10 protein-coding genes and 1 pseudogene are annotated in these 12027 nt (G+C 64.6%); 6 read left to right on the forward strand and 5 right to left on the reverse strand.

Annotated elements, in window-relative coordinates; all coding sequences use genetic code 11:
* Nucleotides 1-86 precede the first annotated feature (86 nt).
* A complete protein-coding gene (locus CFE42_RS21230; protein ID WP_004634851.1) occupies nucleotides 87-971 on the reverse strand; it encodes an IclR family transcriptional regulator in 885 nt (294 codons plus the stop codon).
* A gap of 275 nt (nucleotides 972-1246) precedes the next feature.
* Between CFE42_RS21230 and CFE42_RS21235 the strand changes: the two genes are divergently transcribed.
* Genes CFE42_RS21235 through CFE42_RS21245 form a run of 3 tightly spaced genes read left to right on the forward strand, consistent with a single transcriptional unit; the run spans nucleotide 1247 to nucleotide 4112 of the window.
* Nucleotides 1247-2206, forward strand: coding sequence for an MBL fold metallo-hydrolase (locus CFE42_RS21235; RefSeq protein WP_004634853.1), 960 nt, complete (start codon nucleotides 1247-1249; stop codon nucleotides 2204-2206).
* Nucleotides 2207-2208: 2 nt separating this feature from the next.
* Nucleotides 2209-3888 carry an FAD-dependent oxidoreductase gene (locus tag CFE42_RS21240; RefSeq protein WP_004634855.1) on the forward strand — a complete coding sequence of 560 codons (1680 nt, stop codon included), beginning with the start codon at nucleotides 2209-2211 and terminating at the stop codon, nucleotides 3886-3888.
* A 17-nt stretch (nucleotides 3889-3905) separates the two neighbouring features.
* Nucleotides 3906-4112, forward strand: a complete 207-nt coding sequence (locus CFE42_RS21245; protein WP_004634857.1) for a DUF2783 domain-containing protein — start codon at nucleotides 3906-3908, stop codon at nucleotides 4110-4112.
* Between the two features lie 282 nt (nucleotides 4113-4394).
* Here CFE42_RS21245 and CFE42_RS21250 read toward each other — a convergent pair whose 3' ends face one another.
* From CFE42_RS21250 to CFE42_RS21260, 3 genes and pseudogenes are all read right to left on the reverse strand, one after another.
* On the reverse strand, nucleotides 4395-5447 hold the full coding sequence (locus CFE42_RS21250; protein WP_004634859.1) for an aldo/keto reductase: 1053 nt from the start codon (nucleotides 5445-5447) through the stop codon (nucleotides 4395-4397).
* A 102-nt stretch (nucleotides 5448-5549) separates the two neighbouring features.
* Nucleotides 5550-5753 (reverse strand): annotated as a pseudogene (locus CFE42_RS21255) (IclR family transcriptional regulator C-terminal domain-containing protein); the annotation flags it as partial.
* Between the two features lie 47 nt (nucleotides 5754-5800).
* Nucleotides 5801-6718: a LysR family transcriptional regulator gene (locus tag CFE42_RS21260; RefSeq protein WP_004634861.1), complete on the reverse strand. Its 918-nt coding sequence runs from the start codon at nucleotides 6716-6718 to the stop codon at nucleotides 5801-5803.
* Between the two features lie 133 nt (nucleotides 6719-6851).
* Between CFE42_RS21260 and CFE42_RS21265 the strand changes: the two genes are divergently transcribed.
* The 3 genes from CFE42_RS21265 to fahA all read left to right on the forward strand — a co-directional run bounded on the left by CFE42_RS21265 (nucleotide 6852) and on the right by fahA (nucleotide 11245).
* Nucleotides 6852-8261: an MFS transporter gene (locus CFE42_RS21265; RefSeq protein ID WP_004634863.1), complete on the forward strand. Its 1410-nt coding sequence runs from the start codon at nucleotides 6852-6854 to the stop codon at nucleotides 8259-8261.
* Between the two features lie 63 nt (nucleotides 8262-8324).
* Complete coding sequence (gene hmgA, locus CFE42_RS21270) at nucleotides 8325-9671, forward strand: homogentisate 1,2-dioxygenase (RefSeq protein ID WP_004634864.1); 1347 nt, start codon at nucleotides 8325-8327, stop codon at nucleotides 9669-9671.
* Between the two features lie 302 nt (nucleotides 9672-9973).
* Complete coding sequence (fahA, locus tag CFE42_RS21275) at nucleotides 9974-11245, forward strand: fumarylacetoacetase (RefSeq protein ID WP_004634866.1); 1272 nt, start codon at nucleotides 9974-9976, stop codon at nucleotides 11243-11245.
* 42 nt (nucleotides 11246-11287) lie between these two features.
* Here fahA and CFE42_RS21280 read toward each other — a convergent pair whose 3' ends face one another.
* Nucleotides 11288-11926, reverse strand: a complete 639-nt coding sequence (locus CFE42_RS21280; protein ID WP_004634868.1) for an FMN-binding negative transcriptional regulator — start codon at nucleotides 11924-11926, stop codon at nucleotides 11288-11290.
* Between the last annotated feature and the right edge of the window lie 101 nt (nucleotides 11927-12027).

Raw genomic sequence — 12027 nt, forward strand, 5'->3', positions numbered from 1 at the left:
TTCGCGCCGGCTGTGGACCGGGCAAGGGGGCGCCACGAGTTACGAGATAGTAAATTTCTTACGACAGGATGAAATTGGCGACAACCCTAACGCGCCGCCCTGCTTCGCCGCGTGCCGGCCTTTGCAGGGCGTTCCGCGGGTGCCTGCAGCATGGCAGACAGGCGCATCACGAACGTGCGCAGCGTGTGCTCCAGCTCGCCGCCGCGCTGCGCGTGAAACAGCGGTTGCACGTTCAGCGCGATCAGCACCAGCACAAGTTGCCCACGCGCGCCGAACACCGGCAGCGACAACGCATTCACGCCCGGCAGCAGGCTGCCCGTGACCCACGACGCGCCTTCGGTGCGGACGTCTTCGCACAGACGGTAATAGTCGGTCAGCGAACGCGGCAGGCCGGGTAGATCGTCGCTGGCGCGCTCGTGCAGTTCGCGCTCCACCAGAGGCAGCGTCTGTTCCATTGGCTGATAGGCGCCGAACAGGCGGCCGGTGGCGGAATTGAGCATTGGCAGGACGTCGCCGATCCGCAGGTTCACGCCGGGCGCGCCACCGGCCTTTTCCCAGTGCACAACGGTCGGACCGCGATCGCTCCACACCGCAATGCCAATGGTATGGCCGGTCTGGTCTCGCAGCCCCGCAAGCAACGGTCGCGTGCGGACAATGGCATCGGAGCGATTGAGGCTGGCAAGCCCCAGGCGCAGTGCAAATGGCCCAAGGTCGTAACGGCCGGTCAGCGGGTCTTGTGACACCGCGCCCACGCGCTGCAGGCTCACCAGGTAGCGGTGAGCCTTGGACGGATGCATGCGCGCCGCGCGTGCCAGATCGCCGAGCGCCATCGCCCGCATGGCACGCGTGAGCGCCACGAGTAATTGAGAGCCAACTTCGATGGATTGGATGCCCGAACGGTCGCGGCTGGCGCGCGCGTCTTCTGCATCGCCATCGGGTGGCGGGTCGTCTTCGACTTCCGTGGTCTCCATGTCTCGGGGCGTATTGGCTGGGCGGGGCCGACAAAGTGCTGCGAGCGTAGCACGCGGCTACGCGTAGACGGCCGATTTTGATTTTTATGCATTGTATAAACAATGCTTCTAACCATAATCAACGTATACCCTAGGCGCGTCTCCCGACCGTGCGGTCTATGATTGCCAGCGTTCGGCATGGCTTGCCCTCACCCCAACCCCACGCAGGCTTCCCGAGCCATGCATGTTGAAAAGCAATTCCCCCAACCGTAATCCACTACACCAGGAGTGACAGAATGGCCAAAGCCTTCGCCTCGCAAGCCGACCTCGAGGCCAAACAAGTCACCTTCACCCAGCTCTCCCCCAACGCTTACGCCTATACAGCCGAGGGCGACCCGAACTCCGGCGTCATCATCGGCGACGACTCGGTGCTGATCGTCGACACCACCGCCACGCCGGCGATGGCGCAAGACCTGATCGCACGCATCCGGGCCATCACCGACAAGCCGATCAAGCACGTGGTGCTGTCGCACTATCACGCGGTGCGCGTGCTGGGTGCATCGGCCTACTTTGCCGAGGGCGCGCAGAACATCATTGCCAGCCGCGGCACGTACGAAATGATCGTCGAGCGCGGCGAGGCCGATATGAAGTCCGAAATCGAGCGCTTCCCGCGCCTGTTTGCCGGCGTGGAAACCGTGCCGGGCCTGACGTGGCCGACGCTGGTGTTCGAGCGCGAGCTGACACTGTTTCTGGGCAAGTTGGAAGTGAAGATCCTGCACCTCGGCCCCGGCCACACGAAGGGCGATACGGTGGTGTGGATTCCGTCGCAGAAGGTGCTGTTCTCCGGTGACCTCGTCGAATACGACGCCGCCTGCTACTGCGGCGACGCGCAGCTCGAAGAATGGCCCGCCACGCTCGATGCGTTGCGCGCGCTCGGCGCCGACAAGCTCGTGCCCGGCCGCGGCCCCGCGTTGCTCAATCCGGCCGAGGTCGACAAGGGGCTCGCCTATACGCGGGATTTCGTGTCGACCCTGCTTCAGCGCGGCAAAGAAGCCGTCGCGCAGAAGATGGACCTGAAGGCGGCCATGGCGCACACCCGCGCGGCCATGGACCCGAAATTCGGCAGCGTCTTCATCTACGAGCACTGCCTGCCGTTTGACGTGACGCGTGCCTTTGATGAGGCCAGCGGCATCAAGCACCCGCGCATCTGGACCGCCGAGCGCGACAAGGAAATGTGGGCCGCCCTGCAAGGCTGAACATGAACCCCGACTTCCAGAACCGCGTCTTCGCGTATGCGCCGTGCGCCGAGCAGCAGCGCGGCGCCGCACCTGCGGCCCGCCCCGTCGTCATCGTCGGCGCGGGGCCGGTGGGGTTGGCCACGGCCATCGATCTGGCGCAGCAAGGTGTGGCCGTGGTCGTCGTCGACGATGATTGCACGCTGTCGACCGGCTCGCGCGCGATCTGCTTCTCCAAGCGGTCATTGGAGATTTTCGATCGGCTTGGCTGCGGCGACTGCATGGTCGACAAGGGCGTGAGCTGGAACGTCGGCAAGGTCTACCTCAAGGACGAACTGCTCTACAGCTTTGACCTGCTGCCCGAAACCGGACACCGCCGGCCGGCGTTCATCAACCTGCAGCAGTACTACGTCGAAGGCTTTCTCGTTGAACGCGCGCAAGCCTTGCCGAACATCGAGCTGCGCTGGAAGAACAAGGTGACGGCCCTCATACAGGATGCCGATGGTGTAACGCTCAACATCGAGACGCCCGACGGCACGTACGAGCAGCGCGCGCAATACGTGGTCGCCGCCGACGGCTCGCGCAGCCCGGTCCGCAACATGATGGGCCTCGAAGCCCACGGCCAGACGTTCAAAGACCGCTTCCTGATCGCCGACGTGCGTATGGATGCGCCCTTCCCGAGCGAACGCTGGTTCTGGTTTGATCCGCCGTTCCACCCGAATCAATCGGTGCTGCTGCACCACCAGCCCGACAACGTCTGGCGCATCGATTTCCAGCTCGGCTGGGACGCCGACCCCGTGGCCGAAAAGCAACCCGAGCGCGTCATCCCGCGCGTGCGTGCGCTGCTCGGGGAAGGCGTCGAGTTCGAGTTGGAATGGGTCAGCGTCTATACGTTCTCGTGCGAACGCATGGACCGCTTCCGCCACGGCCGCGTGCTCTTTATCGGCGATGCGGCACATCGGGTGTCGCCGTTCGGCGCGCGCGGCGCCAACAGCGGCTTGCAGGATGCCGAGAACCTCGCGTGGAAGTTGCGCATGGTGCTTGCCGGCGATGCGCCCGACGCGCTGCTCGACACGTACGCGAGCGAGCGCGAGTTTGCCGCCGACGACAACATCCGCCACTCCACCCGCTCGACGGATTTCATCACGCCCAAGAGCGCGGTCAGTCGGATCTTTCGCGATGCCACACTGCGCTTGGCCAAGCACTATCCGTTTGCGCGGACGCTGGTCAACAGCGGTCGGCTCTCGATGCCAACGGTGCTTGAAGGTTCTCCGTTGCAGACAGCGGATGAAGCGCCTTTCGCCTGCACGCTCGTGCCCGGCGCTGTCGCACTTGATGCGCCGGTACGCCATGCCGATGGCCGCGCCGACTGGCTGCTCAGCCATCTGCGCGACAGCTTCACCGTGCTGCGCTTCTGCGGTGCGGGAGAACACGTCGATGCGCTGCCGTTGCCGACGCTAGCGATCTTTCCGGCCGGCGGCATGGGCACAGTCTCAGCCAACGTGACGGCGCTGGAAGACATCGACGGGCTGGTCGCGCAACGCTATGACGCGCGCCCCGGCACGACTTACCTGATCCGCCCCGATCAGCACGTCTGCGCACGCTGGCGCGCACTCGATCCTGCCAAGCTGGCCGCCGCGTTGCTTCGTGCCACCGGCCAGACCGCGCCTGCCGCGACCTCGCGCGCTACCGTGTCCGCCTGAGCTGAATACCGATCACCATGCCGCTGAACACACAAGCGAACCTGCCGCGTCCGGATGATTTCTACGAGGCGCTGATCGACGCGCACCGCAACCTTAGCGACGAGCACAGCGCGATGCTCAACGCGCAGCTCATCCTGCTGCTTGCAAACCATATCGGAGACATGGCGGTACTGCGCGAAGCGCTGGCAGCGGCGCGACTGGCATTGCCAGCCACTGCGGCCTGAGCGCCATCGCGTTTCAACAAACCAACACTTACGCTTGATTGTGCGTGCAATTGGGGTTGCGCGATGTGCGACGCGCTCCCCCAAAACGCTACCGTTCGTCCGGGCCCGGAGCGCAGCATGTCAACAAGACGGGGGCGGCCGTGCTGCTGCTCGCACACAAGCTGGCGGACCACGACGCGGCAGCCGACGCGGCGGAGCGTGCGCAGCGGCGGGCGCTCCATCACCAGGTGGAGGCGGCAACCCGCGCCGCGTGTTCAAAGGCGAACGTTTTGAGCCGGCAGACTAACGCCCGGCCTGCCGCATTCCGGCAAGCTGGCCACGCCGGTACTCCCCTTGCCGCTCCAGCATCCAGCCCGGGTATTCGGCCGGGAGTTTGCTCAGCTCGTCGAGCTGCGCGAGTTCATCCGCCGTCAGTTCAACCTTGGTGGCTGCGATGTTGTCGTCGAACTGCTCGATCTTCTTGGCACCGACGATCACGGTGGTCACTGCCTGCTGATGCAGCAGCCACGCCAGCGCAATCTGCGCGACCGACACGCTGCGCGCATTGGCCATGACGCGCATGGCATCCACACACGTGTAGGCACGCGCGCGGTCCACCGGCGGGAAATCGAACTTGTTGCGGCGGCTGTCGTGCTCGCCGTGCTGCTCGCGCGTGTATTTTCCGCTGAGCAGCCCGCCAGCCAGCGGGCTCCATACCATCAGGCCCAGGCCTTCGCTCTTGAGCATCGGCACCAGCTCGCGCTCCAAGTCACGGCCGGCAACTGTGTAATACGCCTGCAGGCTTTCGAAGCGTGCGCAGCCCAGCCGCTCGGCAATGCCCAACGCCTTGACGATCTGCCACGCCGCCCAGTTCGATACACCCACATAGCGAACGTGGCCATGCTGGACCAGCGTGTCGAGCGCACGCACGGTTTCTTCGATCGGCGTGGCGGGATCGAAACCATGGATCTGATAAAGATCGATATGGTCGAGCTGCATGCGCTTCAGGCTCGCCTTGATGCCGTCCATGATGTGGAACCGCGAGGCGCCGCGCGCATTCACGCTGTCGCCGGTCTGCCCGAACACCTTGGTGGCGACGACCACGCTGTCGCGCGACACCTTCAGGTTCTTGAGCGCCTGCCCCGTCATCTGTTCAGCGACGCCGTTGGCGTATACATCGGCCGTGTCGATGAAGTTGATCCCGGCGTCGAGCGCGCGCCCGATCAGGCGCTCGGCATCGGCCTGCTGCAAATCGCCGATATGCTGCCAGATGCCGTCGTTGCCGCCGAAGGTCATCGTGCCCAGGCACAGCTCCGATACAAACAGGCCCGTCCGGCCCAGCTGGTTGTAACGCATGTGATCGACTCCAATACGATGGAAATGGAATGCTGAGCGCACAGGCTCAGATGCGAGAGACAACGCAGAGGATAAGACGGACTGGCTGATCCTGCAGAGCGCTCAGTCGGATGCAGGGTGATGCCCACGCCGCGACGAGATAGCCGCCCCCGCCTGCTGCAGCAGCGCAACGTAGAGCGCCTTGGTATCGGCGCCGTAACGCATGGTCGGCAACGCGATCGACAGCCCCGCAATCACGCGGTCAAAGCGGCCGAATACCGGTACGGCAATACACAGCAACCCGTCTTCGTGCTTTTCGTTGTCTTGTCGGCTTGCACGAACAATTGCAGCGCACGGTCTCGGCCGGCTGACGCCTAGCCTTCCAGTTCGGCAAAGCGCTGCGCGACGAGGTTGCGCAGCCACTGGTTGCCGGCGTCCTGATGGAAACGCCGGTGCCAGAACACATTCGTCTGCAACGCCGGCAGCTTGAGCGGCGGCGCCACGAATTCCAGCCCGAAGGGTGGCGCCGCACGCTCGGCCAGCTTGCGCGGCACCGTCACCACCAGGTCGGTCGTGCTGACGATGTACGGCACCGCCACGAAGTGCGGCACCGAAAAGCGCGCCGACTGCGTGATCCCCGCCTTGTCGAGCAGCGGCCCGATGGCGTTGTAGGGGCTGGCCGAACTTGCCACCACGAGGTGCGACGCTGCGCGAAAGCGCTCCAGCGTCAGCTTGCCCTCCGACAGCGCATGGCCGCGCCGGAACATCGTCACGTAATCCTGCCGGAACAGGCGGCGCTGGAAGAGGCTCTCGCCGGAAAGATCATCGAACGCGCCAATGGCTAGGTCGATGGCACCGGCCTCCATTTCGGCCTTCATGTCGAACCCGCCCGCACGCAGCGTGTCGAGCCGCACGCCTGGCGCCTGCTCGGCACATAACTGCGCCAGCACCGGCATGAAATACACCTCGCCGACGTCGCTCATGGCAATCGTGAAGGTGCGCGTGGAAGTGGCCGCATCAAAATGCGTGCGCTGGCCGAGGGCGCGTTGCAGCGTGTCAAGCGCCATCGCCACCGGTTCGGCCAATTGCTCGGCAAGTGCGGTCGGCATCATGCCGCGCGGGGTGCGAACAAAGAGTTCGTCGTCAAAGGTCTGGCGCAGGCGCGACAACGCGTTGCTTACCGCAGGCTGCGACAGGCCCAGCCGCTCGGCCACGACGGAGATGCGCTTTTCGCGCAGGATTTCCTGAAACAGCACCAGCAGGTTCAGGTCGACATCCCGCAGATTGAGCATGGCAGCGCCTCGACATTCACAAAATCAATAGCACGCATTCTCGCATTGATATTCCAAATTTTCATTCAATCCGGACAATACGCGCATACCAAGAATCCAGAACAGAGCGGCAACGCCGCCACCGGAGACCACCATGCGCCCTGCCCCCGCCGCTCATGAAGCGCCATCCACGCCCATCGACCTCGCCCGCCTGATCGACCAGGGCAAGGTTGGCGGCTTCCAGATCCTGTTGCTCGCCATCTGCGGGCTGTGCCTGATCATCGACGGCTTTGACGTGCAGGCCATGGGCTATGTGGCGCCCGCCATCATCAAGGACTGGAATATCACCAAGGCAAGCCTCGGGCCGGTATTTGGCGCGGGGTTGTTCGGCATGCTGGTCGGCTCGCTGGTGTTTGGCGTGCTGGGCGACCGCTTCGGGCGGCGGCCGGTGCTGATCGTCGCCACGTTCTTCTTTGCAGCGTGCATGCTGGCCACCACGCAGGTCGAAACGGTGAGCGCCCTGCTTATCCTGCGCTTTGTCACGGGCCTGGGGCTGGGCTGCATCATGCCCAACGCGATGGCGCTAGCCGGCGAGTTCAGCCCCGCACGCACGCGCGTGACCTGGATGATGCTGGTGTCGTGCGGCTTTACCGTGGGCGCGGCGCTTGGCGGCTTTGTGAGCGCAGCGCTGCTGTCGCGCTTTGGGTGGCATGCGGTCTTTCTGGTGGGCGGCCTGGTGCCTCTTGTCATTGGCGTGATGATGGTGCTGTGGCTGCCGGAATCCCTGCAATACCTGGTGCTCAAGGGCCATGGGCAAATGCGGCAGACGCGCCATCAGCGTCTGACTCGCTGGCTGGGCAAGCTCGCGCCGCAACTGCAGGTGAACGCGCAGACGCAATTCGTGGTGCCCGAGGCGCCCGCGGGTGGCATGCCGGTCTCCGCGCTCTTCACGGAAGGCCGCGCCAAGGTCACGCTCGTGCTGTGGGTCATCAACTTCATGAACCTGATCGACCTGTACTTCCTGTCGAACTGGCTGCCGACGCTGATTCGCGATGCCGGATATCCGACGGATACCGCTGTGCTGGTCGCCACCGCGCTGCAGGTGGGCGGTGTGATCGGCACGCTCACGCTGGGCCGGTTGATCGATCGCCTGGGCTTTGTGCGCGTGCTGGCCGTGTGCTTCCTGATCGCCTGCGTCACCGTCGGGCTGATCGGCCATGTGGCGGCTGCGCTGCCTCTGCTCGTGACGGTGGTGTTCGTGGCGGGCTTCTGCATCGTCGGCGGACAGCCTGCGGTGAATGCGCTCGCCGCCACGTATTACCCCACCACGCTGCGCGCCACCGGCATCGGCTGGAGCCTTGGCGTGGGCCGCATCGGCTCTGTCATCGGCCCGGTGATCGGCGGGCAACTGATTGCCATGCAGTGGAGCGGCCCGGCGTTGTTCTCGGCCGCGGCGGTGCCGGCGATGGTGTCGTTCGGCATGGTGCTGGTGCTTACGCTGGCCGCCAGTGGCGCGGACGCCGCACGCTTTGCCTCCGGCCGCACAACCGGCAAGCCCGCCTGATGGTCTGGTAACGACTACGCTTTCCCTGAAGACGCTCCTGATTTTTTCTCCAAGGACTTCACCATGAACATGCTCGCCCCGACGGCCAAGAACGCATTCACCCCCGCGTCGCTGGACCGGCCCGCTTACCAGAGCGGCTTCGGCAACGAGTTCGCCACCGAAGCATTGCCCGGCGCGCTGCCCCACGGCCAGAACTCGCCGCAGAAGGCTCCGTATGGCTTGTATGCGGAACAGATTTCCGGCACGGCATTCACCGCCCCGCGTGCGCACAACCGCCGCTCGTGGCTGTATCGCATCCGGCCGGGCGCCGTGCATCTGCCATTCGAAGCCATGGCGCAGGGCCGCTTCCACAGCAACTTCAACGAGGTACCGCCCTCGCCCAACCAGTTGCGCTGGGACCCGCTGCCCGCACCGGCGGCCGGCACCGATTTCATCGACGGCATCGTCACCTTCGCCGGCAACGGCGGGCCGGACGCGCAAACGGGCTGCGGCATCCACCTGTACGCCGCCAACGCGTCAATGACGGAGCGCTTCTTCTACAACGCCGACGGCGAGCTGCTGATCGTCCCGCAACAAGGCCGCCTGCGCCTGCTGACGGAGATGGGCGTGGTCGATGTCGAACCGCTGGAGATTGTGGTCGTCCCGCGCGGCGTGCGCTTCCGCGTCGAACTGCCGGACGGTGACGCACGCGGCTACATCTGCGAGAACTTCGGCGCGCTCTTCCGCTTGCCCGACCTCGGCGTGATCGGCTCGAACGGCCTGGCCAACCCGCGCGACTTCCTCACCCCGCACGCGTGGTACGAAGACCGCGAGGGCAACTTCGAACTCGTCGCAAAATTCCAAGGCAGCCTGTGGACCGCGAAGATCGGCCACTCGCCGCTGGACGTCGTTGCCTGGCACGGCAACCTCGCGCCGTACAAGTACGACCTGCGCCTGTTCAACACCATCGGCTCGATCAGCTACGACCATCCGGACCCGTCGATCTTCCTGGTGCTGCAAAGCCCCTCCGACACGCCGGGCGTGGACACCATCGACTTCGTGATTTTCCCGCCGCGCTGGCTCGCCGCTGAAAACACATTCCGCCCGCCCTGGTTCCACCGCAACGTCGCAAGCGAATTCATGGGCCTGATCCAGGGCGTGTACGACGCCAAGGCCGAAGGCTTCGTGCCGGGCGGTGCCAGCCTGCACAACTGCATGAGCGGTCACGGCCCCGATGCCGACACGTTCGAGAAAGCCAGCAACGGCGACACCACCAAGCCGCATAAAGTCGACGCAACGATGGCCTTCATGTTCGAGACGCCAGCAGTCATTCGCCCGACGCGCTTCGCGGCGGAATCGGCGCAACTGCAAGCCAGGTACTTCGAATGCTGGCAAGGCCTGAAGAAGCATTTCGACCCGACCAAGCCCTAAGAACACCGCCTTGGCGCCAAGGCGAGCATCCAGAAGGTGTGGCCGTACCCTGCCCTAGATGGCGCCTTGAATTTCTGTTGCAGGGAGGAAAAAGGAAGGGAAACTGTCTGAGCGAAGCGAGTTTTTCCCTTCCCCTCCCTGCGACATAAATTCAAGGGGAAGTCGCCATCTCGGGCGCGCCTTTCTTTGCTTACTTTCTTTGGCAAGACAAAGAAAGTGAGTCGCCCCCGGCAGGGGGTGAAACACCAGATGCACCAACAGCGTCAGCACAAACCGCCCACAAAACAATCCACCGCCCCATCATGACCCACCGCCAACTAAGCTGGCTAGAATCCGCCAACACCCCCGACACCCACTTCCCCCTGGAAAACCTGCCCTTCGGCATCTTCTCCACCAAGGAAAACCCCTCGCCACGCGCAGGCGTGGCCCTGGGCGATCAGGTCATCGATCTCGGCGTGCTGGACGACGCTGGCCTGCTCCCCGCAGCAACACGCGGCACGTTCCGCACCGGCAAACTCAACACCTTCATCGCACTCGGCAAGCCCGTCTGGGCGGAGACGCGCAAGAAGCTCCAAGCGCTGTTCAGCGTGGCCGACACCCACGTGCGCGACAACGCCACGCTGCACGCTCGCGCGCTGGTGCCGCAGGCACATGCCGTGATGCACCTGCCGATCGACATCCCCGGCTACACGGATTTCTATTCATCGAAAGAACACGCCACCAACGTCGGCCGCATGTTCCGAGATCCCGAGCACGCGCTGCTGCCCAACTGGCTGGAAATCCCGATCGGCTACAACGGCCGCGCCAGCTCCGTGGTGGTGAGCGGCACACCGCTGCACCGCCCGATGGGCCAGATCAAGCTGCCCGACCAGCCGCGTCCGATCTTCACGGCCTGCCGCAAGCTGGACTACGAGCTGGAGATGGCCTTTGTGGTCGGCAAGCCCAGTGCGCTCGGTGAGCCGGTTTCCGTGGATGCGGCGCCGGACCACATGTTCGGCGTCGTGCTGCTCAACGACTGGAGCGCGCGCGACATCCAGCAATGGGAATACGTGCCGCTCGGCCCGTTCAACTCGAAGGGCTTTGGTACATCGATCTCGCCGTGGATCGTGACGATGGAGGCGCTGGAGCCGTTCCGCGTGGCCAACCCGGCGCAGTCGCCAGAGCCGCTGGAGTACCTGCGCCAGAGCCGGCCGAACGCTTACGACATCGCCCTCGAAACCGCGCTGCGCCCACACGGCGGCGCGCGCACGACGATCGCCCGCACGAATTTCCGCGCGATGTACTGGACGATGGCGCAGCAGCTTGCGCACCACACCGTGTCCGGCTGCAACGTGCGCGTGGGTGACCTGATGGGCTCGGGCACCATTAGCGGAACGACGCCGGATTCTTACGGCAGCCTGCTGGAGCTGACCGTCAACGGCAAGCAGCCGCTGGACCTCGGCAACGGCACCACGCGCACCTTCCTGGAAGACGGCGACGAAGTCACCCTGACCGGCTGGTGCCAGGGCGATGGCTATCGCGTGGGCTTCGGGGAAGTGCGCGGCGAGATTCTGCCGGCACGCAGTATGAAGTAAGGCAGTGCGGAGCGACGGATTAACAGTCCGTCGCTCCGCCTTTTATTCTGTCTTGGCAGCAGCGCAGGCCAGCATCGCGTCGCCGATCACACGCTCGCCGCTGGCCCTGAGCGCCTCACCGGCGCCGACGATGTCTCGCGTCTCCTTGTTCTGACTCAGCTTGAGCTTGCCTTCGATGCGCGTGATCTCGATCTCGATGCCGACGATCATCTTGAGCAGCGCGTCGGTGTAGTCCGTTGGGGCGTCGGACATCTTCCACGGCGCAGGTTGTGATGCCTCATGCGTGCGCGTCAGGCGTGCCACCACGCCGCGCACAAAACGCTCGTCGTCACGCACGGTGATCCGGCCATGCGCATGCGCGACGCGGTAGTTCCATGTCGGCACCTGCCGGTGGGCTTCGTGCTTGCTCGGATACCACGTCGGTGAAATGTACGCATCGCCCGCGTGGAAGATGACGAGCACCTCATCGCCGTTCGCCACGTCTTTCCAGACCGGGTTGGCACGCGCCACATGGGCATGCAGCACGCCAAGCTTTCCCTCTTCCGGCAGCAGCAAGAACGGGATGTGGTTCGCGTCCAGCCCATGCTCGCCATGCGTGACGAGCGTCCCGAACGGATTCTGCGCGATCAGGTCGTGCAGCGCGTCAGGGCGCGATTCTTCAAAGTGGGCGGGAATGTACATGGCGACTCCGGCAGCAACCGTGCAATCTGACAGGAAGCACCTATTCTGAACCCGAACGTGGCTCCAACATAGAGCCAGATTCCGGCGGATTATTAGAGCCA

Origin of the sequence: Ralstonia sp. PBBBR1, from assembly GCF_002256165.1 — a bacterium.
In the GTDB taxonomy this organism is placed as follows: Bacteria; Pseudomonadota; Gammaproteobacteria; order Burkholderiales; family Burkholderiaceae; genus Ralstonia; species Ralstonia thomasii.

What these genes read in the sequence shown, in the direction of transcription:
- CFE42_RS21230 (WP_004634851.1), bottom strand. Translation starts at nt 971, where the DNA reads ATGGAGACCACGGAAGTCGAAGACGACCCGCCACCCGATGGCGATGCA.
- CFE42_RS21235 (WP_004634853.1), top strand. Translation starts at nt 1,247, where the DNA reads ATGGCCAAAGCCTTCGCCTCGCAAGCCGACCTCGAGGCCAAACAAGTC.
- CFE42_RS21240 (WP_004634855.1), top strand. Translation starts at nt 2,209, where the DNA reads ATGAACCCCGACTTCCAGAACCGCGTCTTCGCGTATGCGCCGTGCGCC.
- CFE42_RS21245 (WP_004634857.1), top strand. Translation starts at nt 3,906, where the DNA reads ATGCCGCTGAACACACAAGCGAACCTGCCGCGTCCGGATGATTTCTAC.
- CFE42_RS21250 (WP_004634859.1), bottom strand. Translation starts at nt 5,447, where the DNA reads ATGCGTTACAACCAGCTGGGCCGGACGGGCCTGTTTGTATCGGAGCTG.
- CFE42_RS21260 (WP_004634861.1), bottom strand. Translation starts at nt 6,718, where the DNA reads ATGCTCAATCTGCGGGATGTCGACCTGAACCTGCTGGTGCTGTTTCAG.
- CFE42_RS21265 (WP_004634863.1), top strand. Translation starts at nt 6,852, where the DNA reads ATGCGCCCTGCCCCCGCCGCTCATGAAGCGCCATCCACGCCCATCGAC.
- hmgA (WP_004634864.1), top strand. Translation starts at nt 8,325, where the DNA reads ATGAACATGCTCGCCCCGACGGCCAAGAACGCATTCACCCCCGCGTCG.
- fahA (WP_004634866.1), top strand. Translation starts at nt 9,974, where the DNA reads ATGACCCACCGCCAACTAAGCTGGCTAGAATCCGCCAACACCCCCGAC.
- CFE42_RS21280 (WP_004634868.1), bottom strand. Translation starts at nt 11,926, where the DNA reads ATGTACATTCCCGCCCACTTTGAAGAATCGCGCCCTGACGCGCTGCAC.